This is a genomic window from Streptomyces sp. NPDC007095 (assembly GCF_040634475.1).
Taxonomy (GTDB): Bacteria; Actinomycetota; Actinomycetes; order Streptomycetales; family Streptomycetaceae; genus Streptomyces.
This window is the reverse complement of sequence record NZ_JBEYFS010000095.1, coordinates 14,985-40,213: the sequence shown is the minus strand read 5'-3', so window position 1 is coordinate 40,213 and position 25,229 is coordinate 14,985. Positions and strand designations below refer to the sequence as shown.

The following is a 25,229-nucleotide window of genomic DNA, read 5'->3' as shown; positions in this document are numbered from 1 at the left end:
ACAACATTCGGTATTTCGAACGAGAGCAGGGCGGTGAAGGGACACCACCGCCCGGTTCTTCGGCATGCGGAGGGACAGTGCGGTGCGGCTGTACGGGCCCGGAACGCGGAAGAGGCTCGCCGGGTCGGAGTCGGAGTACGACCTGGCGAGCCTCTTTCGAGGGGACTGTGAACCTCTTCCGAGGGAACTGCGGCCTCAGCGGTTGAGGAACTTCCAGGCGGTCGGCAGGACGCCCATCGCCAGCGCCGCCTTCAGGGCGTCGCCGATCAGGAACGGGGTGAACCCCGCCGCGAGGGTCGCGCTCAGCGACATGCCGGTGGCGGCGGCCAGGTACGGGAGGCCGACCGCGTAGATGATCGCCTCGCCCAGCAGCATCGTGCCCGCCGTACGCAGGAACGAGCGGTCGGCGCCGCGGCGGGCGAGGGCGCCCACGGCGGCGGAGGCGAGCATCATGCCGAGGATGTAGCCGAGGGACGGAGCGGCGGTGCCGGAGCCGCCGTCGGCGAACCACGGCATGCCGGCCATGCCGACGAGGGCGTAGAGCGCGAGCGAGAGGAAGCCGCGGCCCGCGCCGAGGGCCGTGCCGACGAGAAGGGCGGCGAAGGTCTGGCCGGTCACCGGGACCGGGGAGCCGGGCACGGGCAGGGAGATCTGGGCGGCGAGACCGGTGAGGGCGGCTCCGCCCAGTACGAGGGTGATGTCCCTGACGCGGGAGGCCGGGAGCAGATCGGCGAGGACCTCGCCGGGGCGGATGCCTTGGCGGGGGGTGGCGGCAGCGGTGCTCATGGGGACTCCGGCGGGTGACGGGGGGGGTCGGGACACGGTGACGCTATCCCAGGGGGGCGGGTGGATCACCGTGTGCGATCGACAAAGCGGGGATCCCGGGCTTGGTGGAGCCCTTACAAAGGGGGCCGCATACACCTATCGGGGCGTGATGCTGGTCACTGAGGTGGGATGGTTTTGTCCACGGGGAGGTTCGCGCGCGGGCTGTAGGGTCCCACCAATTCGCCTGCCGGGGTCTTTGTTCGGCTGCGGGCCGGTGGGGGCTGGTCGCACAGTTCCCCGCGCCCCTGAAACCTCGGCCCGACCGACGGCACGGAGAGACGGCTCCTCTGGCCGGAATCGGGGGTAAGACCTACCCTTCAGGACATGGTTGCCCAGGCTGAGAACTTCGCGTCGCGTCGCTATGTCGACCTGCGACGCCAGGGCACCGCCACCTGTCGCCACGGGTAGGGCGGGCGGAGCGCATCCGGCTCGCCGAGACGCGACCGTTTCGGACACGCTCCCTAGGAAGCGCCATGCCTCGTACCTCCCTGGCCCCCTCCCCGCCCACGACACCCCACCGCGCCACCGTCGGCGACCGCCGCCGCACCAGCGCCAGCGCCATCCTGCGCTCCGTCCTGGAACACGGCCCGGTCGCGCGCAGCACCGTCGCCCGGCTGACCGGCCTCTCCCCCGCCTCGGTGACCGACTACTGCGCCCGGTTCACCGCGCTCGGCCTGATCCGGGAGGCTCCGGCGCCCCGGCAGTCGAACGGCGTCGGACGTCCCCACGTCCCCATCCACCTGGACGACTCCCGGTTCGTGGTCGGCGGAGTCCACGTGGCCGTCCCGTACACCACCGTCGCCCTGCTCGATTTGCGCGGCCGGGTCGTCACGGAGCGACGGCTCGCCCACGACGACGGCACGGAGCCCGACCTCATACTCGCGAACGCCGCCGCCGGGCTGGCCGCCCTGCTCCACGACCACCCCGGCCGCACCCCCCTCGGCATCGGTGTCGCGGCCGGCGGCTGGGTGGACCGCGACTCCGGGACGATCGTGGAGCACGCACTGCTCGGCTGGCGTGACGTCGACGTCCGGGACGCGCTGCGCACGCGGACCGGGCTGCCGGTCCACGTGGACGGGCACGCACGGGCGTTGGTCAACGGAGAGCGGCTGTTCGGGCGGGCGCGCGGCAGCCGCAGCGTGCTGCACCTGTTCGTCGGCAACGTGGTGGACGCCGCCTTCGCCACCCACGACGAGGTGCACCACGGTCCCCGCTCCCAGGCCGGGGCGATCGCCCATCTGCCGTTGCCGGGCGGCTCGGAGCGGTGCGACTGCGGCCGGACCGGCTGCCTTCAGGCCGAGTTGAGCGAGCGGACGCTGTGCCGGCGGGCGCGGGAGGCGGGGGTCATCACCATCGCCGATCCGATGCGCGTGGTCGGCGCCGCGGCCGACGGCGACCCCGTCGCCGTACGTCTGCTGCTGGAGCGGGCGCGGACGGTCGGGCGGGCGGCCCGACTGCTGCTGGACGTGCTCAACCCGGACACGGTCGTCGTCGCGGAGGTCGGGACCGTGCATCGGGAGGACTGCCTCGGGGCGCTGCGCGCGGAGGTGGGGGCGGACCGGGCTGCTTCCGTCCTGCCGACCAGTTTCCCGGAATCCGTGCTCGCCGTGGCGGGTGGATCCGTGGCACTCGACGTGGTGTACCGGGATCCACTGGGCCTGTCACCGGGGACGAATTAATTCAGAAACTCGGAATGTTGACAGCGGTCGGACGAGGACAGGAGCATCCTCCTCATGAGCAGCTCGCGGGCGCAGGTTCCGCTGACCAAGTGCCGCGTCGTCGACCTTATGCGGGTCGCACGCACGCGTTGTTGCTGACGCCGGGTCACTGCCGCGTCGACGCCTTGACCTGCCGGTGTGCCGGCGTGCTGATGTGCCGGCGTGCTGATGTGCCGACCGGCTGATGTGCCGACCGGCTGGTGTGCCGGCCTGCTGGTGTGCCGGCCTGCTGATGTGCCGGCCTGCTGGTGTGCCGGCCTGCTGATGTGGTGACCTGCTGATGTGGTGACCTGCTGATGTGGTGACCTGCTGACGCGTCGACGCGTCGACGATCACCCGGTTTCTTCTGCCGCGCCTTCGGCGCGCGCCTCCCGCTTCCCCATGCGCGCGTATTTCGCTTCTTTCACCTCCCTCCCTTGTCGAATTCCGCCTGCCCGGAATTCCGCGCGCGTTTCCGCCACTTGGATCCCCGGAGTCCTCCCATGCCACCACTGTCTCCTTCGTCGTCCCCTTTCGCGCCCGGTGTCGACCGGCGGCTGTTCCTGTCCTCCCTGCTCGGCGTGGCCGCCGCGGCCGGACTGAGCGGTTGCGCGGGGGCCAGCGCCGCCGACAGCGAGTCCAAGGGGTCCCTGTCCGCCCCGCTGTCCGCCGAGGTCCCCTCAGGTACGAGCCTCAAGATCGCCTCGTACCAGAACGTCCAGCAGCTCCAGTTCAAGCTCGCGGGCCTCACCGATCTGCCGTTCAGCGTCTCCAGCTGGGTGAACATCGGCGCCGGGCCCGATGTCATCAACGCCTTCCGGGCCAAGTCCCTGGACGTCGCCAACAACGCGGGCATCCCGCCGATCCAGGCGCACTACCAGGGCTACGACGCCAAGATCGTCGCGATCGACGTCACCCGCAAGCCCAACTACCTCTTCGCGACCAAGCCAGGCAGCGACATCCACACCGTCGCGGACTTCAAGGGCAAGAAGCTGGCGTTCTCCCAGGGTCAGGCCCAGGGCGTCGTCCTGCTGCGGGCGTTGAAGGAGGCCGGGCTCGCGTACGACGAGGTGAAGCTGGTCCCGCTGACCAGCAACCAGTTCTTCACGGCCCTGCAGTCGGGCCAGGTCGACATCGCCCCGCTCGCCAACAGCCAGGCGCCGGCGTACCTCAAGCAGTACGAGTCGAAGGGCGCCCGCGCGATCACCACCGACGTGGTCGACCTGCTCAACCTGCTGTGGGCGCCCACCTCCGTGCTGGCCGACCCGGCGAAGGCGGCGGCCGTCGCCGCGTACATCCCGCGCTGGGCGCAGGGGCAGGTGTGGGCGTACGAGCACCCGGACGCCTGGAACGAGGAGTTCTACGTCAAGACGCAGAACCTCACGCCCGCACAGGCCCGGTCCATCACCGAGCTCGCCAACAAGCCTTTGTTCCCGGCGAGTTGGGGCGAGGCGGTGAAGTGGGAGCAGGAGACCGCCGATCTGCTGGCCGAGGGCGGCTTCGTGAAGGCGTTCAAGGTCGGCTCGCTCTTCGACCGGCGCTTCGAGGGCATCGCGGCGAAGGCCGTCCCGGCGGAGTACCGGAAGTGACGGCCATGACGACAACCACGACCTCGACCGCCGTGCCGGTGACCGCCGCCGAGGACCCGCCTGCCGTAGGGCGCAGGAGGCGCCGCGGCCTCGCTCCCGGCAAGCGCCTGCCCGCCGCCCGGCTCATCGGCCCCGCCCTCTTCCTCGCCCTGTGGGCGGCCGCCTCCGCCGCCGGACAGCTGGACCCTGGCGCGATCCCGGCGCCCTGGACGGTCCTGAAGACCGCCGGTCACCTGTGGAGCGACGGCACGCTCCCCACCGACGTCCGCACCTCCCTGGAACGCGCGGGATACGGCTTCGCGCTGGGCCTGACCGCCGGTGTGGTCCTCGCGCTGGCGGCCGGGCTCAGCCGGATCGGCGAGGCGCTGATCGACGGGACCGTGCAGCTCAACCGGGCGATCCCGACCCTGGGCCTCATCCCGCTGTTCATCCTCTGGCTGGGCATCGGCGAGACCTTCAAGATCGCCATCATCGCGATCGTCGTCTACATCCCGATCTACCTCAACCTGCACGCCGCGCTGTCCGGCATCGACCACCGCTACGTCGAACTGGCCGAGGTCCAGGGCCTGTCGAGGCTCCAGTTCGTCCGCTGGATCGTCATCCCCGGCGCGTTGCCCGGCTTCTTCGTGGGGCTGCGCCTCGGGGTGACCGGCTCCTGGCTGAGCCTGGTGGTCCTGGAGCAGATCAACGCCACCAGCGGCCTCGGCTACATGATGTTCCAGGCCCAGAACTACGGCCAGTCGGACGTCATCCTGGTCGGCCTGCTGATCTACGGCGTCTTCGGCCTGGTCTCCGACAGCGCGGTCCGTCTCGTCGAACGGAGGGTGCTGTCATGGCGCCGCACGCTCAGCAGCTGACCACCGCGCCCGCCGTCCAGCTCCGGGGTCTCACACGGTCGTTCGACGGCCGTACGGTCCTCGACGACATCGACCTCGACCTGCCCGCCGGACAGTTCACGGCCCTGCTGGGGCACAGCGGCTCCGGCAAGAGCACGCTGCTGCGGGCCATCGCGGGCCTGGACCACGAGGTCGTCGGAAGCGGCCGGCTCTGCGCCCCGGAGCGGGTGTCGGTCGTCTTCCAGGACTCCCGGCTGCTGCCCTGGCGGCGGGTCCTCGACAACGTGCTGCTCGGCACGAACGGCAAGGAAGCGGCCGAGAAAGGCCGCGAAGCCCTCGCCGAGGTGGGCCTGAAAGGCCGCGAACGCGCCTGGCCCAACGAGCTGTCCGGCGGCGAGGCCCAGCGCGCCGCCCTGGCCCGCTCTCTGGTCCGCGAGCCCGAACTCCTCCTCGCCGACGAACCGTTCGGCGCGCTGGACGCGCTCACCCGGATCCGGATGCACGTGCTGCTCAGGGAGCTGTGGGAGCGCCACCGCCCCTCGGTGCTCCTGGTCACCCACGACGTGGACGAGGCGATCGTCCTCGCCGACCGGGTGCTCGTGCTCGACCAGGGCCGGATCGGTCTCGACCTGACCATCGACCGCCCCCACCCGCGCTCCTACCGGGAGCCGGTACTGAGTGAATACCGGGAGCGCCTTCTTGCCGCTCTCGGTGTGACGGAGGACCACGCATGACCCGCCGACTCCACCTCAACGCCTTCCTGATGAACACCGGCCATCACGAGGCGTCGTGGCGGCTGCCGGAGAGCGACCCGTACGCCCACGTCGAACTCGCCCACTACGTCGAGCTGGCCCGGATCGCCGAACGCGGCACCTTCGACTCCCTCTTCCTGGCCGACGGACCCCAGTTGTGGAGCAACCTCGCCCAACGGCCCGCCGGCGCCCTGGAACCGCTCACCCTGCTCACCGCACTGGCGACGGCCACCGAGCACATCGGCCTGATCGCCACGGCGTCCACGTCCTACAACTCCCCCTACAACCTTGCCCGCAAGTTCGCCTCTCTCGACATCATCAGCGGCGGTCGGGCGGGCTGGAACATCGTCACCACGGCGGGTACGGAGGCCGCCCGCAACTTCGGCCTCGACGCCGAGCCCGCGCACGCCGAACGGTACGCGCGCGCCGCCGAGTTCCTGGACGTCTCGCTCAAGCTCTGGGACAGCTGGGAGGACGACGCGATCGTCGCCGACAAGGCGGTCGGCGTGTGGGGCGACGACGCCAAGATCCACCCGCCGCGCCACCAGGGAACGTACTTCCGGGTCGAGGGCGCCCTCAACGTGCCCCGTTCGCCGCAGGGTTACCCGCTGCTCGTACAGGCGGGGTCGAGTGAGGACGGCAAGACGTTCGCGGCGCGCTACGCGGAGGCGGTGTTCACCGCACAGCAGACCCTCGCCGACGCCCAGGCCTTCTACACGGACCTCAAGTCCCGTACGGCGGAGGCAGGTCGGGACCCCGAGCACATCAAGGTGCTGCCCGGCATCGTCCCGGTGCTCGGCTCGACGGAGGCCGAGGCGCGGGCGAACGAGCAGGTCCTGGAGGACCACATCGTGTACACGCACGGCGTGGACCGTCTGGAGCACCTGCTGCAACTGGAGCCCGGAACCCTGGAGTTGGACGCCCAGCTTCCCTCGGACCTGCCTCCCGAGGACGTCATCGAGGGCGCCAAGAGCCGCTACACCCTCGTCGTCGAACTCGCCCGCCGCGAACGGCTCACCGTACGGCAGCTGATCGGGCGGCTCGGCGGCGGGCGCGGGCACCTCACCTTCGCCGGCACGCCGGAGCAGGTCGCCGACGCGATCGAGGAGTGGTTCACGCGCGGCGCCGCCGACGGCTTCAACATCATGCCCGCCGTACTTCCCTCCGGCCTCGGTCTGTTCGTCGACCACGTCGTCCCGATCCTGCGCGCCCGCGGCCTGCTCCGCACGGAGTACGGACCGCGCCGGACCCTCCGGGAGCGCTACGGCCTTCCCCGCCCCGCCAACCAGTACCTCCAGCCCGCTCTCGTCTGAAAGGACCCCGCATGTCCATCGAGATCAGCAAGGTCACCGCGAACATAGGCGCCCGCGTCTCCGGCGTGGACATCTCCAAGCCGCTCGACGAGGAACAGGTCACCGCGATCCGCGAGGCCCTCAACGTCCACAAGGCCCTGGCCTTCGACGACGTGCACCTCGACGACGAGGGCCAGCAGGCCTTCGCCCGCCACTTCGGCGACCTCACCACCGCCCACCCGACGGTGGCCGCCGTCGACGGTGCCCCGAACGTGCTCCCCGTCGACAGCGAGCGCGGGCGCGCCAACCACTGGCACACCGACGTGACCTTCGTCCTCAACCCGCCCCAGGCCAGCACCCTGCGCAGCATCACGATCCCGCCGTACGGCGGCGAGACCCTGATCTCCAGTTCGGCGGCCGCCTACCGGGACCTGCCCGCCCCGCTGCGCGCGCTCGCCGACACCCTGTGGGCCGAGCACACCAACGACTACGACTACGCGGTGCCTGACGAGCAGATCGACGAGGAACAGGCTGCCCAGCGCGCCCAGTTCACGTCCATCAAGTTCCGTACCGCCCATCCCGTCGTCCGGGTCCACCCGCTGACCGGCGAGCGCGGGCTGTTCATCGGCGGGTTCGCGCAGCGGATCGTCGGGCTGCCGGTGGGCGAGTCCCGCAAGCTGCTCGACCTGTTCCAGTCGTACGTCACCCGGCCGGAGAACATCCTGCGCTGGCGCTGGTCCCCGAACCAGCTGGTCCTGTTCGACAACCGGATCACCCAGCACTACGCGGTCGACAACTACGACGGCCTGCCGCGCCGCCTGCACCGGGTGACCGTCGCCGGTGACGTGCCGGTCGGCATCGAGGGCAAGGAGAGCTACTCGATCGAGGGCGACGCCTCGCACTACACGTCCGTGGCCGAGTAACACGCACTACACGTCCGTGGCCGAGTAACACGCACTGCACGTCCGTGGCCGAGTAACACGCACTACACGTCCGTGGCCGAGTAACACGCACTACGCGTCCGTGGCCGAGTAAAGGAAATCTCACGCTCCGTGCCCCGGGTGTCCGCATAGTGGGCAGCCTCTCCCCCTGAGCGGAGAGGCTGCCCAGACTGTGGGCGTTTTTGCCCACTCGCACGTAAGGGACCACCCGCTCTCATGTCCCGCACCACCCTCGACACCCCACCCACCGCTCCCGACGCAAACGCCCCGCTGTCCCACGGCCTCAAGCAGCGCCATCTGTCGATGATCGCCCTCGGCGGCGTGATCGGCGCCGGTCTCTTCGTCGGGTCCGGCGCTGGGATCGCCGCCGCCGGACCGTCGATCGTGATCGCGTACGCGGTCTCCGGTCTGCTGGTCATGCTGGTGATGCGGATGCTCGGCGAGATGTCTGCCGCGTATCCGTCCTCGGGCTCGTTCTCGGCGCACGCCGAGCGGGCGATCGGACCGTGGGCGGGCTTCACCGCGGGGTGGTCCTTCTGGGTGCTGCTCTGCACGGCCGTCGGGCTGGAGGGGATCGGGGCGGCGAAGATCGTCACCGGCTGGCTGCCGGGTACACCCGAGTGGGCCTGGGTCGCCCTGTTCATGGTGGTCTTCTGTGTCGCGAACCTCGCCGCCGTGAAGAACTTCGGCGAGTTCGAGTTCTGGTTCGCCGCGCTGAAGGTCGGCGCGATCGGCCTGTTCCTGGTGCTGGGCGTACTGGCCGTCGCGGGCGTGCTCCCCGGCACGGACTCCCCCGGCACCTCGAACCTCACCGGCCAGGGCGGCTTCCTCCCGCACGGCAGCGAGGGGCTGGTCGTCGGTCTGCTCGCGTCGGTCTTCGCGTACGGCGGTCTGGAGACGGTCACCATCGCGGCGGCCGAGTCGGAGAATCCGGTCCAGGGCGTCGCGCGTGCCGTCCGTACGGCGATGTGGCGCATCGCGCTCTTCTACATCGGCTCCATGGCGGTCATCGTCACGCTGGTCCCCTGGGATTCGAAGGAGGTCGTCGAGAAGGGCCCGTACGTCGCCGCCCTCGACCACCTGGGCATCCCGGGCGCCGGCCAGCTGATGAACGTGGTCGTGTTCGTCGCGCTGCTGTCGGCGATGAACGCCAACATCTACGGCTCCTCGCGCATCGCCTACTCGCTGGTGGAGCGCGGCCAGGGGCCGAAGGCCCTCGGCAGGGTCTCGGCCGGGGTCCCGCGCGTCGCGGTGCTCGTCTCCTGCGTCTTCGGCTTCGTGTGCGTGCTGCTGAGCTACTGGCGGCCGGACGACGTCTTCCCCTGGCTGCTGAACATGATCGGCGCGGTGATCCTGGTCGTGTGGATCTTCATCGCGGTCTCACAGCTGCTGCTGCGGCGCCGGGTGGAGCGCGAGGCACCGGAGAAGCTGATCGTGCGGATGTGGCTGTTCCCGGCGCTGACCTGGATGGCGCTGGCCGGCATGGCCGCGATCTTCGTCCTGATGGCCAGGCAGCCGGACACCCGGGTGCAGCTGTACTCGACGGGCGGCATGACGCTGTTCCTGGCGGCCGTCGGATACGCCTGGCAGCGGGCACGCGCGGCCCGCTGACCGTTCCCCCGAAAGGCCCTCGCGCGACCCGCACGAGGGCCTTTTTGTTGCCAGCGTGCACTTGCAAATGGCATGCAATAAGGTCTTACGAGGCCGGAGGGGACCGGTGTGGGTGAGCTCGCGGACGCGATCACCGAGTCGTTCGGCTCCTTCGCCGGGTTCAGGGCACAGCTGACGAAGGCCGCCGCGACCACCCAGGGCTCCGGCTGGGGCGTCCTCGCCTCGAACGTCTTGCCGCCGACCCCCTGAGGCGGGTATGAAACGTCCTGCTCGTGATCGTCTTCTCACCTTTCACGTGGCAGGCGGAGAAACGGAGGGCCCCTGCGAGGACGTGACTCGCGGGGACCCTTCTCCTGCATACACCGCCCGCGTCAGGCGCAGGGCACGTTGAACGACAGCAGCGCGGCGGCACCGTCCGTCATACGGAGTTCGGTGATCGCGGCGTTGCGCAGCCGCGGGAGGACCCTGCGGTACTCGCCCAGGGGGATGGACAGCAGCGAGCAGAGCACCAGCCGGAGCAGGGTGTTGTGGGCGACGACCAGGACGCGTTCGCCGTGGTGCGCGGCCGCGATCCGGCGCAGGACGGCCGCCCCGCGGGCCGCCGCGGTGCGCGGGTCCTCCGCCTCCGGGAAGGGGTACGACACCGGGTCGACCCGGAACGCCTTCGCCCGGGCGGGGTTCTCGGCCTCGAACTCGGCGAGGGTGCGGCCCTCCACCACCCCGAAGTCGCATTCGCGCAGTGCGGGTTCGCGGTGCGCGGTGAGACCGAGGGCGCGGCAGGCGGGCTCGGCCGTGGCGACGGCGCGCGAGAGGGTCGACGTCCAGACGGCGTCCACGGGATGCGCCGCGGCCCAGCGGCCGAGCGCCTCGGCCTGGGCGTGCCCCTCGTCGGCGAGGGGGACGTCACTCACTCCGGCGTAGCGGTTCTCGGCATGCCAGACGGTCCGGCCGTGCCGGGCGAGCAGCAGGGTCGTGCTCACTGAGGCTGCGGGACTCACGGCGCTGTGGGTCATGCTCGTCGTACTCATGACCCGCCAGTATCCCGGTCGGGGCGCGCCCGCGTGTGCGCTCCGACGGAAGCCCACCGTCCGGGTTGTTCGGAAGTGCCGCGAAGGCCCCGCGAGGAGCGAAAAGGAGCCTCACGGGGCCTTACGGTATGCGGGCTTCCGGGGCATCGTTGCGGGATGCCGAGGGAAATGACGTACCCCTGCTACACGTGCGGGTCCTACCAGCCGCACCGCCAGCCCCGGGACGACCGGGAGCGGAACATCATCCGCAAGCTGGCGAACCTCCAGAAGCCGAACGCGTATGTGGACGACTACTGGATCTGCGGCCGCACCGACTTCGACTGCCGCAACATCCGCACGGCGTCGAGGGTCAAGCCGTTCGACCCGCCCCAGAAGATGCCCGAGCCGGAATGACTCCTGGCGGCTCTTACAGGTTGCTGAAGTCCGGGCCCTTCGTGCGGGTCCGCTTGATCTCGTAGAAACCGGGGGTCGAGGCGACCAGCAGCGTGCCGTCCCACAGCCTGGCCGCGGCCTCGCCCTGCGGGGTGGGCGTGACGACCGGGCCGAAGAAGGCGATCTGCTCGCCGTCGTCGCCGGGGAGCGCGATCACCGGGGTGCCGACCTCCTGGCCGACCTTGTCGATGCCCTCCTTGTGGGAGGCGCGCAGCTCGGCGTCGAACTCGAAGTCCTCCTGGTCGGCGTAGTCGAGCAGGGAGGCCGGGAGGCCGACGTCCTCGAGCGCGCCCGCGATCGCCTCGATGGTCGCGCCCTCGCCCTGGTTGTGGATACGGGTGCCGAGCGCGGTGTAGAGCGGGCCGAGGACGTCCTCGCCGTGCTTCTGCCAGGCGGCGGTGGCCACCCGGATCGGCTTCCAGGCCTTGGTGGCGAGCATGTCCCGGTACTCCTCGGGCAGCTGGTCCAGCTTGTCCTCGTTGAGGACCGCGAGGCTCATGATGTGCCAGCGGACCTCGATGTCCCGGACCTTCTCCACTTCCAGCACCCAGCGCGAGGTCATCCAGGCCCAGGGGCACAGCGGGTCGAACCAGAAGTCGACGGGGGTCTTGGTGGAGGCGGTCTCGGGCATGGTTCTCCTCGGAAAGCGGTGTTTCCCGCAGCAACACCGGAGGTCGCTCGCCTCATTCCCGGGTGTCCCCGCCTCGTTCCCGGCTGTCCCGCGTCAGGGGCACATGGCAGGATCGCTCCTGTCCAGCCGTGTCCGCCGTCGGATGCCGGACATCCGTTCCGCAGTATCCATATCCATTCCGTGACGCCCCGAGGGAGTGCCGCCCGTGCCCGGTGACAATCTGACCCGCGACGAGGCCCAGGAGCGGGCAGCGCTGCTGTCCGTGGACGGGTACGAGGTCTCCCTCGACCTGCGCTCCGCCCTGGGCGACATCGAGGCCGAGCCGCGCACGTTCCGCTCGGTGACCACGATCCGCTTCCGCTGCGCGCAGCCCGGCGCCGCGAGCTTCGCCGATCTGCTCGCACCGAGCGTCAACGCCGTGTCGCTCAACGGCAAGGACCTGGACCCCGGCGAGGTCTTCGACGGCTCCCGCATCCGGCTGGAGGACCTCCGGGCCGACAACGAGCTGGTCGTCGACGCGCAGTGCGCCTACTCCCGTACCGGCGAGGGCATGCACCGCTTCGTCGACCCCGAGGACGGCGAGGTCTACCTCTACACCCAGTACGAGCCCGCCGACTCCCGGCGCGTCTTCGCGAACTTCGAGCAGCCGGACCTCAAGGCCCCCTTCCGCTGCGAGGTGCGGGCCCCGGAGGGGTGGACGGTCTGGAGCAACGGCGTCGGTGAACTCGTCGACGGTGTGTGGAGGTTCGCCGAGACCAAGCCGATCTCCACCTACATCACCGCGTTCGTGGCGGGCCCGTACCACTACGTCACGGACAGCTACGCGCGTACCTTCGAGGACGGTACGACGCTGGAGATCCCGCTCGGCGCGATGTGCCGCAAGGGTCTGGCGCCCCACTTCGACTCCGACGACGTGTTCCTGGTGACCAAGCAGGGGCTCGACTTCTTCCACGACCACTTCGACTACCCGTACCCGTTCGGGAAGTACGACCAGGCGTTCGTGCCCGAGTACAACCTCGGCGCGATGGAGAACCCGGGGCTCGTCACCTTCCGCGAGGAGTACATCTTCCGCGGCAAGGTGACACAGGCGTCGTACGAGGGCCGGGCCAACGTCATCCTGCACGAGATGGCGCACATGTGGTTCGGCGACCTCGTCACCATGGAGTGGTGGGACGACCTCTGGCTCAAGGAGTCCTTCGCCGACTTCATGGGCGCGTTCGCGCTGGTCGGGGCGACCCGCTTCGAGAACGGCTGGATCACCTTCGCCAACCGCCGCAAGGCCTGGGCGTACCGTGCCGACCAGCTGCCCTCCACCCACCCCGTCACGGCCGACATCCGTGACCTCCAGGACGCCAAGCTCAACTTCGACGGGATCACGTACGCGAAGGGGGCGAGCGTGCTCAAGCAGCTCGTCGCGTACGTCGGCCAGGACGCGTTCCTGGAGGGCGCGCGCCGCTACTTCAAGCGGAACGCGTACGGCAACACGCGCCTCGGTGATCTGCTGTCGGCGCTGGAGGAGACCAGCGGACGCGATCTGGCCACCTGGTCGCGGGGGTGGCTCCAGACGGCCGGGGTGAACTCCCTCACCCCGCAGGTGATCCTGAGCGCCGAGGGCCGCATCACCGAGCTGGCCGTGCTCCAGGAGGCCCCAGAGTCGCACCCCGAACTGCGCCCGCACCGCGTCGCGGTGGGCCTGTACCGGCGTGAGGACGCCGACGGCTCCTTGGTGCGGTACGCGCGCACCGAGGTGGACGTCGTCGGCCCCCGTACGGTGGTCGAGGAGCTGGTCGGCGCGGACGCCCCCGAGCTGGTTCTCGTCAACGACGACGACCTCACGTACTGCAAGATCCGCTTCGACGAGAACTCGCTGGCCACGCTGCGCGAGAGGCTCGGCGACATCACCGACCCGCTCGCCCGCGCGCTGTGCTGGTCGGCGCTGTGGAACCTCACCCGGGACGCGCTGATGCCGGCCCGGGACTTCGTGGGCCTGGTGCTGAGCTTCGCGGGCCGCGAGTCCGACATCGGCGTCCTGCAGATGCTGCACGCCTGGGCGCACTCGGCGCTCGTCCACTACGCGGCCCCCGGCTGGCGTGCGGAGGGCGGCCGGCTGCTCGCCCAGGGCGCCCTGAAGGAGCTGCGGCTCGCCGAGCCCGGCAGCCAGCACCAGCTGACCTGGGCCCGTTTCTTCGCGACGGTCGCCTCCGACCAGGCCGATCTGCAACTGCTGCTGCACCTCCTCGAGGGCACCGCCAAGGTCGACGGCCTGGACGTCGACCAGGAGCTGCGCTGGGCGTTCCTGGAACCGCTGGCCGCGCACGGCGTCGCCGACGAGTCCCTCCTCGCCGCCGAACTGGCCCGCGACGACACGGCCTCCGGCAAGCGCCACCAGGTCCGCTGCCTCGCCGCCCGCCCCTCGGCGGCGGTCAAGGCCCAGTCCTGGGCGCAGGTCGTCGAGTCGGACGCGCTGTCCAACGCGCTGGTCGAGGCGACCATCGCGGGCTTCGCGCAGCCCTCCCAGCGGGAACTGCTGGCCCCCTACGCCGCGAAGTACTTCGCGGCCATCGAACGCGTCTGGGCCGAGCGGTCCATCCAGATCGGCATGGACGTCGTCAAGGGCCTGTTCCCGTCCCTCCGGGACTCCCAGGAGACCCTGGACGCTACGGACGCCTGGCTCACCGCCCACGAGGACGCGGCACCGGCCCTGCGCCGTCTGGTCCTGGAGGCGCGGGACGACCTGGCGCGCGCCCTGCGGGGACAGGCGTGCGACACGGCGGCGGGGTCGTAGCGACAACGGCCGGGAAGTGACGGGGCCCCGGGTCGCCCATGCGGCCGCCCGGGGCCCCGTTACCGAACCCGCGCACCGGGCCCCGTAACCCCGATCCGGACCAGCGTCTTTCGGCAGTCGAACGCCCGTACTTTAGGGCGAGCTTGTCCAGATTTGTCGACAGGCGTGTAACAGCGGTTAGGGGACGGATCGGGCGCGGGAAACCCCCGGTCATGAACCACAACACCCCACTCTCCCCCCACCCCCTCCGCCACCTGTCCCACACGCAGCGGCGGGTCCTGACCGCTGCCCAGCTGCGCACCCACGGCGTCACGGCCGCCGACACGAACGAGCGGTGCCGGCCGGGCGGCCCCTGGCAGCAGATCCTCCCCGGCGTCTTCCTCCTCCACCCGGGGCCGCCCACCTCCGAGGAACGCCTGCACGCCGTCCTGCTGTTCGCGGGCCGCACCGCCGCAAGCGAGCCGGCGCCGGGCATCCCCGTCCAGCCGGGCGCCGAGGAACCGCACGCCCCGCGACCGTACGCGGACGCGCTGATCACGGGCCTGGCGGCGCTGACCCTGCACGGATTCACCTCGTCGCCCCCGCTGACCTCCCTCGACAAGATCGACGTCCTGGTCCCCCGGCTGCGCCGGCTGCGCTCGCACGGCTGCGCCCACATCGTCCGTACGCCTTCGCTGCCCGCCCCCTCGTACCTCACGGGTGTCCCGGTCGCCCCCGTGCCGCGCGCCCTCGCCGACGCGGTGGCAAAGCTGTCGGACGCGGGCGCGGTACGGCGGCTGCTGACGGAGGCGGTGCGCGCCGGGCACTGCGAACCGGCCTCGGTGGTACGTGAGTTGACGCAGGCCCGGCTGCTGAGCCGGCCGCACGTGGTGGACGCGGTGGACTCACTGCTGGCGGAGGGCCGGGCGATCGCGGAGGACCGCCTCTATCGGATGGTGCGGGAGTACGGCCTGCCCGACCCGGTCTGGAACATCGACCTGCGCCTGCCGGGCGGACCCCACCTGGGCGGCCTCGACGCGTACTGGCCCGAGCAGGCGGTGGCCATGGAGCTGGACACCCGGACGCCCCGGCAGGGACACCGGCAAGGCCATGACCAGGACGACGACGCCCTCTGGTCGGAGTACGCCCGCAAGCGCGAGCACCTGGAGCGGCTCGGCATCACGGTCGTCCACATCACCCCGCGGAAGCTGCGCGAGGCGATGGAGCAGCAGGCGGCGGTGGTCCGCACCGCGCTGATGGCGGCGAACGACCGGGAACCGGCGGCGTATGTCGTGGTCCTGCCCCGGTAGTGACGGACCGGGGCGGTACCAGGAGGGGAGAGGAGGGGCCGCCGGAGATCCGGCGGCCCCTCCTCGTGCGTGCGCCCGTGGCGAACCTCCGGCTCGGACCTGCGTCAAGGGGGCAGTTCAGGGGCCTACTTGCCGCAGAACTCCCCCTCGATCACCGCATCGCTGTCCCCCGACCAGTCCCCGTTGAAGTTGAAGGCCAGGGAGTGGCGGCCGTCCGCCGTCGTCACGGCGGAGGACGTCGAGCCGTGGATGCCGCCGTCGTGGCCCCACACATGGACCCCGCAGCCGAGCTTGCGGTCGATGAGACCCAGGCCGTAGCGGGCGCCCGGGATCTCGGCGGCCTTCACCGTGGTCTTCATCTCCTTCAGCTGCTTCGGCGGAAGGAGGCGGCCGCCCAGCAGGGCCGCGTAGAAGCGGTTCAGGTCGGCGGAGTCGGAGATCATCTCCCCGGCCGAGGAGGCCAGGGAAGGGTTGAGCCGCGTGACGTCGTACGTCGGTCCTGTCGTCGTCCGGGCCAGTTTGGAGTACGCGTGGCTGCTGGGCCGTGGGAGTGCCGTCCGCGTGCCGGGGACGGACGTGGCGCGCAGGCCGAGCGGTTCGATGACGCGGCGGCGGATCTCGGCGGCGTAGGAGTGGCCGGTGACCTTCTCGATCACCATGCCGGCCAGCACGTAGTTGGTGTTGGAGTAACTCCAGGACGTGCCCGGCGCGAAGAGCGGTTCGTGGGTCATCGCGATCGCCACGAGCTGCTCGGGTGTCTTCGTGTCGTAGCGGTGTTCGAGGAAGCCGTCCTTCAGGAAGTACGTGCGGGCGAAGTCCTCGTCCGCCGTGTAGTTGAAGATGCCGCTGGTGTGGTCGAGGAGCTGCCGGACGGTGATCCGGCGTCCGTCGTTGCCGTGGCCCCGGACCACGCCCGGGAGCCACTTCTCCACCTTGTCGTCCAGCGACAGCCGCCGCTCCGCCTCCAGTTGCAACAGCACCGTCGACACGAACGTCTTCGTGATGCTGCCCACGCGGTAGTGGTCGGCCGTGCCGCGGGGCGTGCGCGTCCGCACGTCGCCCACGCCCGCCGTGGCCGACCACGTGCCGCCGGTGTCCCGCGCCGTCGCCGTCACGCCCGGTACTCCGTCCTTCACCGCGGCGTCCATGGCGGCGCGGGTCGCACCGTGGTGGCCGGCCCCGGCGGGAGCCGCCACCGCGGGCCCCGCCAGAGCGGCCGCAAGCGCCACCGCCGTCGCCGCCACCAGTCCCGTACGCACTGACATGCCGTTCCCCCTTCACCGGTGGACCTGGTCGGGGGGAGGGACTCGGCGGGCCGGTGTGAAGGTTGCCCGCATGTACGCCAGTTGAGTGGATTTCGGCCGTTCTTCGGGCTTCCTCAGGCCTTCTTCAGTACGAGCTCCGTGTTGCGGTCCCGCGAGGCGCCGGCCAGCTCCGTGCTGCGGCCCGGGGAGTTGAAGGCGAGTTCGCGGTAGAGGGCCGCGAGCCCGGTCTGGCTGAGGTCGGAGAAGTCCGTACGGTGCGGGGCCGCGGACTCGATGAGGGTGGTGAAGAGGGAGAGCGTGCCGTCCTTGTTGTCGACGACCTCGATGATGCGGGCGAGGTGCGGGAAGTCGACGTGGGAGGCGGTGTTGATCTCCCAGAAGGAGCCGTGGTCCGGCGCGGAGTGCGCGATGATCTCGTTCTTGTGGGTGTGGCCGTTCACCCAGGCCAGCACCTTGCGGTGCTTGGCGAGCGTGGCGACCACGTCCTGGCCGCCGTGGCGCTTGTCGCTCGGGTGCGCGGGGTCGGTGCGGCGGTTGGTCATCGACTTGCTGGTGTGGTGGCTGAAGACGATGGCGTACGAGTCCTTGTTGTCGCTCAGCGTCTTGTCCAGCCAGCGCAGCTGGGTCGTCCCGATGGAGCCCATGTAGTGGCCGCCCGGGTCGGTGGTGTCGATGCTGATCCCGATGATGTCGTCGGAGATGCGGAAGGCGTAGTACTGGGTGCCCGCGGCGAGGTTGGCCTGTGAGTAGCCGTGGCCGATCGGGCCGGGGCCGGTGTGCGCGGGGTCGAGGTGCGCCTTGAGGTATTCGGCGGGCGTGAAAGGGGCGCGCGACTCGTCCGGGGTGACCGAGCGCAGCTGCCGCGCGTGCGCCTTGAGGAGGTCCCTGAGCTGGGTGCCCTTGGGGTCCTTGTCGTTCTTGATGGCGGCGCGCAGGGCGACGCTCGCCGAGGCGGGCAGCGTCATCAGCTTCTTGCCGCCGACGGCGAACTCGGCGAGGAAGGAGTCGCCGTGCCGGTAGCAGCCCAGCGGCAGCGCGTCGTGGTTGCCGACCGTGGAGTACCAGGGCAGGCCGAGGCCGGGGCTGCGCAGCTCACGGATGGCGGCCGCGAGGAAGCCGTGCAGGTGCGGGAAGCCGCGCTGCTTGTCGGCGTCGCGCAGGGCCGCGTCCGGCTGCCAGTACAGCTTGAGGCCGCTGTTCTGGACGCCCTCGTAGTGGCGCGGGTCGCCGCTGTTGGGGCTGATCCGGCCCCCGCTCATGACCTTCAGGAACCAGTCCAGTTCCGTCTTGGAGTTGTTGTCCGTGTTGTCCCCGGTGGTCATGACGAAGTGCAGCGGGGAGCCGGTGACGGGGGCGCCCCGCAGCGCGTTGACCCGCTCGACGAGCGAGACGGCGCCGGCCACGGTCAGCGACTCGTGCGGACGCCAGGCGTTCGCGGCGCCGGTACGCAGGTACTCGAGCCGCAGCGGGTGCTGGACGTCGATCAGGTGCAGGTCGGTGAACTGCACGAACGCGGCGAGCGCGGTGCGCCGGTCGGCCCGGCCCGACTTGGCCGCGGCCAGGTCGCCGCGTACGACCCGCTTCCAGGCGGGGCCGTCACCGAGCCGCCGGTAGCCGCCCGAGCCGGAGCGCGGCGCGGCCACGCTCTCCAGGGTGGTGCCGCGCTCGTAGGGAGCGAGGGGGTCGGCGGGCGCCATGGGGGTCCCCCCGCTCGAGCGAAGCCGAGAGTGGGGGAGGGACGCGGCGACGGCCGACTCGCCGGTGCCGGTGGTGGCGGCGTGCGCCTCGGAGTCGGGCCGCAGGGCGTAGCCGATGCCCGCGGAGAGCGTCACCGCCCCGGTGGCGGCGAGCAGGGTACGGCGGTTCATGGCGGCGGAAGTGGCGACAGAGCGTATGCGCGACATGGCGCGGTCTCCCCGAGTGCGAACGCGTCGGCAGTGGTCGCGGGGGGTTCGTTGCGGTAACTCCCCGCTCACACTGGATCGTTGGCACCGCGGGTGACCTGGACGTTAACGAGGCGGCAACTGCCGACGCCGATCACCGTACGTGGATCTTGGAGCAACCTGCGCGCCCACGTCCCCTCTCCGAACGGCCGGGACGCGGTCACTCCGTGTTCATTTTCCGGGGTAGGGGACCGGTTCCCCACCGCTGCCTGCGTTGCGGCTACTTCCCCGCCTCTTCGGAACCGGCGCGGCCGAGGGGCGGTCGTTCCCGCCACAGCCGCAGTCCCACGTCGACCAGTGCGACCCGGTCGAGGGCGGGTACCTCGTCGAGGGGGTGCCAGGCCGCCATGTCGGTGGAGCCGTTCGTCTCGTGGCGCAGTTCGCCGCCGGTGACACGGGCCTCGTAGACGATCCGCAGGGCGTGGAAGTCGTTGGGCGAGCCGAGCCGGCGCGGGTGCGAACGCAGTACGGAGTCGACGCCGAGCAGCGCGAGGGGCTCGACGGCGTAGCCCGTCTCCTCCTCGGCCTCGCGGATGACGGTGTCGTAGGGGTCCTCGCCGTGGTCCATGCCGCCGCCGGGCAGGGTCCACCGCCTGCTTCCGTCACCCGCGACCCAGCGGGCCAGCAGCATCCGCCCGTCCCGCACGCATACGGCGTAGGCCGCCACCCTCAACTGCTTCGGCATGCCCAGACGTTACGGCACGGTGGCACGGCAAGTCGCCTACGGCAGAGACGGGTTGGCCGGTGAGTACTCCGGCGGCGACCAGCGGCGGATCGGGCTGGCGGCAGGCGTCTGCACGACCTCGGTGACGGTGAAGCCGACCGTGCGCTCCCCGTCGGCCGCGTACTCCGTGCGTGCCGTGCCCGTCAGTTGCAGCACCGTCCCCGACACCCAGTCCAGGAAGAGCAGCCCCGCCCTCGGGTCCGTCTCCAGGTTGCCGAGGGTCAGGAACATGGAGTTGCCGGGGTAGTCGCGCCAGTGCAGTTGGTTCGGTGAAGTGACGTGGACGAAACCGGGGTTGCCGCCCCGGTGGCTGGCGTCGGCGCCGTGCGCGTGGACGGTGGCCAGGAAGAAGGTGTCGGCGGACTCGACGGACCGCCGCTGCCCGGGGGTGAGTCCTGCGGACCGGCGGGGCGTGCCGGGCGGACGCTCGACCTTCTCGTACGACTCCCTCTTCTGCAGGTACTTCGGGCAGTTGGAGAAGACCTGGTCGGCCTCGACGGCGAAGCCGCGGGGGGTCGGGCGGGCCCGTCCGTTGAGTCGCATACGGCGGCGGGTGCGCGGGTCGAGCGCGATCGTGCCGACGGAGGTGCCCGGGGTGGCGAGCGCCCGCGCCAGCGGGTCGCTCTCGCGCAGGCCGCCGCCCGTGACCGAGATCTGCCGGACACCCGTGGCCCGCACGAACCCGGGCTCGCCGGTGAGCAGCGAGGCCCACACCGCTCCGCCCGCCGGATCGGCCGCGCCCAGCACCAGCATCGGCTGGAGTTCGAGGAAGGCGGCGGCCACGGGGCGGATGCCCTGTCCGACGGACCGCCCCACATGGTCGGCGGCCTCGCGCACTCCCACCCGGTCCTGTACGGCCCGTGAGCCTGAGTGGTACGTCATGACGCGCCCCGCTCTCCACAGCTCCTAGAAGAATCCGCAGGTGGGGGCGGTGGCGGACGGCACCGGGGCCCCCTCCGCCCCGCTCGGCGCGTAGACCTCGAGGCGGGTGCCGTCGGGGTCGTGGAAGAAGATGCCGCCGGATACCGAACCCTCACGGTGGGCGACCACGCCCTCGTACGCGAAGTCGACGCCATAGTCGCGCAGGGCCGTCTCGTACTCCCTGACCTGGTCGACCGAGTCCACTTCGAGGGCGAGGTGGTGCAGGCCGGCGTGGGCCTTGTCGTACGACCCCTGCGCCTGCTGCCAGAGGGTGAGCACCGGGCGGCCGTCTCCGGCGAGCGAGCCGAGGAACGCGTACCGCCGTTCCTCCTCCTTGCCCTCGGCGATCACTCCGAAGCCGAGGACGTCGCGGTAGAAGGCGAGCGAGCGGTCGAGGTCGGTGACGTTCAGGCCGATGTGGCCGGTGCGCAAGGTCATGACGGTCCCGTCTGTCGTTGGCCGCCCCACAGAGGAGCTAACCCTTGTAATTGACATTAAAGGTTAGAATGAAGGGCGTCAACCAGTGACCTACCCTTGAGCGGTTAGCACTGAAGGGAGCCCCTCATGCCCACCACCGCCGATCCCCGTCCGCTCACCGGGGAGCCGGTCTCGCTCGACCTGCTCAACACCCGCTGGAACCGCGAGGGAGTGACGCAGGACCTGCTGACGGACACCGAGGGCCTGGCGGTGTGGCTGGCGGCGAACGGGCTGGACTTCCCGGCCGACGACGCCGTGCTGCTGCACGTACGGGAGGCCCGTGACGCCCTGCGCTCGGCCGTCGACGGCACCCTGGAGGAAGCCGCCGCCGGGATCGACGCCGTCCTCGCGCACGGCCGCGTCCGCGTGACGCTGACCGGACAGGGACCCGGCGAGGAGGCGGAGTTCGGCGACCCGTCCTGGGGGCCCGCCTGGCTCGCCGCCCGCGACTACCTCGGACTGCTCGCCACCGCCCCCGACCGCATCCGCCGCTGCGCCCACGACTCCTGCATCCTGCATTTCTTCGACACCTCGCGGAACGGCACCCGCCGCTGGTGCTCGATGGCGGCCTGCGGTAACCGCGCGAAGGCGTCCCGTCACTACGCGCGCACACGGGAGGCCTGAGCGGCCGGCAGCGGGCGACGGGCGACCGGGGGTCGACTGACCTTCCTTGTCGATGTCCTGTCATACCGCACTTTGACCGTCATGGCGTATGGCGGAATTACGCCATGGTTCCATCCCGCCTCGGTCAACTCTCCCCAAACAACTGCCCCTTAGGTAAAGCTGAGCGGTCATCCGGGTCCACATACCGGACTGATGTGATCGTGTCCCGTGGGAACGTCGGGACCGGTCACTCCACGCTCGTTCCTTTACCTACAAGGGATGCTGATGACCGATCCTCAGCGCGCACCGATATCGGGCGCGAGACGCGTGGCCCGCGTCGCCGTGGCCGCAGGTCTGATGGCCGCGCTCTCCGCGGCCGGGCCGATACCCATGGCCTTCTCCGCGGACCACGCACCCGCCACGCCCGATCCGGGCACCAAGTCCGCGAGCGCCAAGCTCGGTTCGAACGACGCGGACCTCCTCGCCGAGGCCAAGGCCGACGGCGCCAAGAACGTCACGATGATGATCGCCACCGCTCCCGGGCAGACCGAGCAGGTCGCCCAGGAGATGGACGCGGTCAAGGGCGGCTCCGTCGGCCAGACGTACGACAAGGTCGGTTACGTCCGGGCCACGGTCCCGACCGCCAAGGCCGACGCGGCCATCGCCGCCGCCGCCAAGCTGACCTCGGTGCACGGCATCGACCTGCGCCAGGACATCGCGCTCGACGACCCGACGCCGAGCGCCGACACGGCCAAGGGCGCCTCTTCGAAGGCCACGAAGACCTACGCCGCGCCCGACAAGAACACCCCCGCCGAGAACCCGTACAACCCGTCCTTCGAGACGGGCGCCGTCGACTTCGTGAAGAAGAACCCGAAGGCGGACGGCCGGGGCATCACCATCGGCATCCTCGACTCCGGTGTGGACCTGAGCCACCCGGCGCTGCAGAAGACCACCACCGGCGAGCGCAAGATCGTCGACTGGGTCACCTCGACCGACCCGATCCTCGACAACGACCTGAGCTGGCGGCCCATGGTCAGCGCGGTCTCCGGGCCCACCTTCACCTACGGCGGCCAGACCTGGACGTCCCCGGCGGGCTCGTACGAGATCAGCACGTTCCGGGAGTCCGCGACGGCGGGCGGCGACGCCGCGGGCGACGTGAACCGTGACGGCGACACCACCGACTCGTGGGGCGTCCTGTACGACCCGGCGGCCGGCACCGTCACCGTCGATGTGAACAACAACCACGACTTCAGCGACGACACCGCGATGAAGCCGTACAAGGACGGCTACCAGATCGGTCACTTCGGGACCGACAACCCGGCCACCGACGTCGTCGAGAGCCAGCCGTTCGTCGTGCAGATCCGCAAGGACGTGCCGATGGATCCCTACGGGGGCGACTGGGTCGGCAAGAAGGCCGACTTCGTCAACATCGGTCTGATCGCGAGCGAGCACGGCACGCACGTCGCCGGCATCACCTCCGCGAACGGCCTGTTCGGCGGCAAGATGAACGGCGCCGCCCCCGGCGCGAAGATCGTCTCGTCGCGCGCCTGCGTGTTCGGCCCGAGCTGCACCAACGTCGCGCTCACCGAGGGCATGATCGACCTCGTCGTCAACCACGGCGTCGACATCGTGAACATGTCCATCGGCGGCCTGCCCGCGCTGAACGACGGCAACAACGCGCGCTCCGAGCTCTACACGCGTCTCATCGACACCTACGGTGTCCAGCTGGTGATCTCCGCGGGCAACTCCGGCCCCGGCGCCAACACCATCGGCGACCCCGGCCTGGCCGACAAGGTCATCTCGGTCGGCGCGTCCATCTCCAAGGACACCTGGGCCGCCAACTACGGCTCCGTCGTGGAGAAGAAGTACGCGATGATGCCGTTCTCCTCGCGCGGTCCGCGTGAGGACGGCGGCTTCACGCCGACGCTGACCGCGCCCGGCGCCGCGATCAACACCACGCAGACCTGGCTGCCGGGCTCCCCGGTCGCCCAGGCCGGCTACTCCCTGCCGGCCGGCTACTCGATGCTCCAGGGCACCTCGATGGCCTCCCCGCAGGCCGCCGGCGCGTCCGCGCTGCTGCTGAGCGCCGCCAAGCAGAGGGGCATCGACCTGACGCCCGCCAAGCTGCGCACGGCCCTCACCTCGACCGCCGACCACATCAAGGGTGTGCAGGCGTACGAGGAGGGCGCGGGCCTCATCAACATCGTGGACGCGTGGAAGTCGATCAAGGACGACGTGACCGCCCACGACTACACCGTCAAGGCCCCCGTCGACACCGCGATCGACTACGCCCTGAAGACCCCGGGCTTCGGCACCGGCCTCTACGACCGCGAGGGCGGCCTCAAGGTCGGCGTGAAGAAGACGTACGACATCACCATCACGCGTACGTCCGGCCCGGACAAGGCGATCCGCCACGAACTGCACTTCGAGAACAACGCCGGTGACACCTTCCGGATCGTCGGCTCCGACGAGGTCAAGCTCGAACTGAACAAGCCGGTCACCGTCAAGGTCGCCGCGAAGGCCTCCTCGGCCGGCATCAAGAGCGCGATCCTCGAGGTCGACGACCCGCGGACCGAGGGCCTGGACAAGCAGATCCTGACGACGGTCGTGGTCTCCACGCCGCTCAAGTACAGCTACTCCGCGTCGAGTTCGGTGCAGCGCAACAGCACGCGGTCGTATTTCCTGACAGTGCCCGAGGGCGCGAAGGCGCTGGAGGTCGCGATCGGCGGGCTGAAGGACCTGAGCCAGACCCGGTTCATCTCCATCCACCCCTACGGTGTCCCGGTCGAGGACACCGGCACGCCGTACTGCTACAGCAACTACCCGAACACCAACAGCTGCAAGCCCGACGTGCGCTCGTACGCGGACCCGCAGCCCGGTGTCTGGGAGGTCGAGGTCGAGGCGCGCCGTACCTCGCCGCTGCTGGACAACCCCTACAAGCTGGAGGCCACCGTGCTCGGCGCGGCCTTCGACCCGGCCGTGGTGACGGTCCCCGAGGCCAAGGTCGGCACGCCGGTCACCGCCTCCTGGAAGGTGACGAACGGCTTCGCGGCGCTCGACGGCACCCTGAAGGGCGGCCCGCTCGGCTCCTCCAAGACGGCCCGGCCGACCATCGCGGGCGGCGCCACCCAGACCGGCACGGTCGACGTGCCGGCCGGCGCCGCGTCGCTCGACGTCGCCATCGGCAACGTCTCGGACACGGCCGCCGACCTGGACCTGACGGTGTACGACTCCACCGGCAAGCAGGTCGCGCAGTCCGCGGACGGCGACTCGGAGGAAGCGGTCTCCATCCCCAACCCCGCCGCCGGTACGTACACCATCGAGGTCGTGGGCTACTCGGTTCCGTCGGGCTCGACCGCGTACGACTACCGTGACGTGTTCTTCTCCTCCGCGCTCGGCTCGGTCAAGGTCGACGAGTCGGCGCCGGTGAAGCTCGCCACGGGCGGTACGGCGACGGTCTCCGGCGAGGTCACCGCGGCCGCGCCGGCCCCCGAGGGACGCGAGTTCTTCGGCCAGGTCCAGCTGGTGAACGCCCGCGGCACGGCCGCCGGCCTCGGCAGCGTGAAGATCGAGAAGGTCACGCCGTAA

General features: G+C 70.6%; 20 protein-coding genes and 1 pseudogene. 13 read left to right on the top strand and 8 right to left on the bottom strand.

Annotated features, from left to right (window positions below; translation table 11 throughout):
- Positions 1-195: 195 nt before the first annotated feature.
- On the bottom strand, positions 196-786 hold the full coding sequence (locus ABZ656_RS29215; RefSeq protein ID WP_101405161.1) for a biotin transporter BioY: 591 nt from the start codon (positions 784-786) through the stop codon (positions 196-198).
- Positions 787-1,298: 512 nt separating this feature from the next.
- Between ABZ656_RS29215 and ABZ656_RS29210 the strand changes: the two genes are divergently transcribed.
- From ABZ656_RS29210 to ABZ656_RS29175, 8 genes and pseudogenes are all read left to right on the top strand, one after another.
- On the top strand, positions 1,299-2,504 hold the full coding sequence (locus ABZ656_RS29210) for an ROK family protein (protein WP_360271446.1): 1,206 nt from the start codon (positions 1,299-1,301) through the stop codon (positions 2,502-2,504).
- A 521-nt stretch (positions 2,505-3,025) separates the two neighbouring features.
- Positions 3,026-4,111 carry an ABC transporter substrate-binding protein gene (locus ABZ656_RS29205; RefSeq protein ID WP_101405159.1) on the top strand — a complete coding sequence of 362 codons (1,086 nt, stop codon included), beginning with the start codon at positions 3,026-3,028 and terminating at the stop codon, positions 4,109-4,111.
- 5 nt (positions 4,112-4,116) lie between these two features.
- Positions 4,117-4,968, top strand: a complete 852-nt coding sequence (locus ABZ656_RS29200) for an ABC transporter permease (protein ID WP_360271444.1) — start codon at positions 4,117-4,119, stop codon at positions 4,966-4,968.
- Positions 4,944-5,681 carry an ABC transporter ATP-binding protein gene (locus ABZ656_RS29195; RefSeq protein WP_101405158.1) on the top strand — a complete coding sequence of 246 codons (738 nt, stop codon included), beginning with the start codon at positions 4,944-4,946 and terminating at the stop codon, positions 5,679-5,681. Before ABZ656_RS29200 ends, ABZ656_RS29195 begins: the two co-directional genes overlap by 25 nt.
- The gene (locus tag ABZ656_RS29190) at positions 5,678-7,012 is read left to right on the top strand and encodes an LLM class flavin-dependent oxidoreductase (protein WP_360271441.1); all 1,335 of its coding nucleotides are present in this window, start codon (positions 5,678-5,680) and stop codon (positions 7,010-7,012) included. The genes ABZ656_RS29195 and ABZ656_RS29190 overlap by 4 nt, the downstream gene beginning before the upstream one ends.
- An 11-nt stretch (positions 7,013-7,023) precedes the next feature.
- Entirely contained in the window at positions 7,024-7,914 is an 891-nt protein-coding gene (locus ABZ656_RS29185; RefSeq protein WP_360271439.1) for a TauD/TfdA family dioxygenase, read from the top strand.
- Positions 7,915-8,148: 234 nt separating this feature from the next.
- Positions 8,149-9,543: an amino acid permease gene (locus ABZ656_RS29180; RefSeq protein ID WP_360271437.1), complete on the top strand. Its 1,395-nt coding sequence runs from the start codon at positions 8,149-8,151 to the stop codon at positions 9,541-9,543.
- A gap of 105 nt (positions 9,544-9,648) precedes the next feature.
- Positions 9,649-9,765 (top strand): annotated as a pseudogene (locus ABZ656_RS29175) (Fe-Mn family superoxide dismutase); the annotation flags it as partial.
- Positions 9,766-9,914: 149 nt separating this feature from the next.
- On the opposite strand, the gene ABZ656_RS29170 reads toward ABZ656_RS29175, so the two are convergent.
- Positions 9,915-10,571: a histidine phosphatase family protein gene (locus ABZ656_RS29170; protein WP_360271435.1), complete on the bottom strand. Its 657-nt coding sequence runs from the start codon at positions 10,569-10,571 to the stop codon at positions 9,915-9,917.
- A gap of 156 nt (positions 10,572-10,727) precedes the next feature.
- Between ABZ656_RS29170 and ABZ656_RS29165 the strand changes: the two genes are divergently transcribed.
- Positions 10,728-10,964: a hypothetical protein gene (locus ABZ656_RS29165; RefSeq protein WP_129592304.1), complete on the top strand. Its 237-nt coding sequence runs from the start codon at positions 10,728-10,730 to the stop codon at positions 10,962-10,964.
- A 13-nt stretch (positions 10,965-10,977) separates the two neighbouring features.
- On the opposite strand, the gene ABZ656_RS29160 is transcribed toward ABZ656_RS29165, so the two are convergent.
- Positions 10,978-11,634, bottom strand: coding sequence for a DsbA family protein (locus ABZ656_RS29160; RefSeq protein ID WP_101405153.1), 657 nt, complete (start codon positions 11,632-11,634; stop codon positions 10,978-10,980).
- A 205-nt stretch (positions 11,635-11,839) separates the two neighbouring features.
- Between ABZ656_RS29160 and pepN the strand changes: the two genes are divergently transcribed.
- Entirely contained in the window at positions 11,840-14,419 is a 2,580-nt protein-coding gene (gene pepN / locus ABZ656_RS29155) for an aminopeptidase N (protein WP_360271429.1), read from the top strand.
- Between the two features lie 212 nt (positions 14,420-14,631).
- On the top strand, positions 14,632-15,708 hold the full coding sequence (locus ABZ656_RS29150; protein ID WP_101405151.1) for a hypothetical protein: 1,077 nt from the start codon (positions 14,632-14,634) through the stop codon (positions 15,706-15,708).
- A 125-nt stretch (positions 15,709-15,833) separates the two neighbouring features.
- Here ABZ656_RS29150 and ABZ656_RS29145 read toward each other — a convergent pair whose 3' ends face one another.
- From ABZ656_RS29145 to ABZ656_RS29125, 5 genes are all read right to left on the bottom strand, one after another.
- The gene (locus tag ABZ656_RS29145) at positions 15,834-16,973 is read right to left on the bottom strand and encodes a serine hydrolase domain-containing protein (protein ID WP_360271427.1); all 1,140 of its coding nucleotides are present in this window, start codon (positions 16,971-16,973) and stop codon (positions 15,834-15,836) included.
- A gap of 113 nt (positions 16,974-17,086) precedes the next feature.
- Positions 17,087-18,877 (bottom strand): TIGR03767 family metallophosphoesterase, encoded by a 1,791-nt coding sequence (locus ABZ656_RS29140; RefSeq protein ID WP_360271425.1) that lies wholly within the window; start codon positions 18,875-18,877, stop codon positions 17,087-17,089.
- Between the two features lie 259 nt (positions 18,878-19,136).
- Positions 19,137-19,601 carry an NUDIX hydrolase gene (locus ABZ656_RS29135; protein ID WP_101405149.1) on the bottom strand — a complete coding sequence of 155 codons (465 nt, stop codon included), beginning with the start codon at positions 19,599-19,601 and terminating at the stop codon, positions 19,137-19,139.
- A gap of 36 nt (positions 19,602-19,637) precedes the next feature.
- The gene (locus tag ABZ656_RS29130; RefSeq protein ID WP_360271422.1) at positions 19,638-20,522 is read right to left on the bottom strand and encodes a pyridoxamine 5'-phosphate oxidase family protein; all 885 of its coding nucleotides are present in this window, start codon (positions 20,520-20,522) and stop codon (positions 19,638-19,640) included.
- A 24-nt stretch (positions 20,523-20,546) separates the two neighbouring features.
- On the bottom strand, positions 20,547-20,999 hold the full coding sequence (locus ABZ656_RS29125; protein WP_101405147.1) for a VOC family protein: 453 nt from the start codon (positions 20,997-20,999) through the stop codon (positions 20,547-20,549).
- A 126-nt stretch (positions 21,000-21,125) separates the two neighbouring features.
- Between ABZ656_RS29125 and ABZ656_RS29120 the strand changes: the two genes are divergently transcribed.
- Together ABZ656_RS29120 and ABZ656_RS29115 are read left to right on the top strand one after the other, a co-directional pair.
- Positions 21,126-21,662: a CGNR zinc finger domain-containing protein gene (locus tag ABZ656_RS29120; RefSeq protein WP_360271420.1), complete on the top strand. Its 537-nt coding sequence runs from the start codon at positions 21,126-21,128 to the stop codon at positions 21,660-21,662.
- A 264-nt stretch (positions 21,663-21,926) separates the two neighbouring features.
- Positions 21,927-25,229 carry a S8 family serine peptidase gene (locus ABZ656_RS29115; protein WP_360271418.1) on the top strand — a complete coding sequence of 1,101 codons (3,303 nt, stop codon included), beginning with the start codon at positions 21,927-21,929 and terminating at the stop codon, positions 25,227-25,229.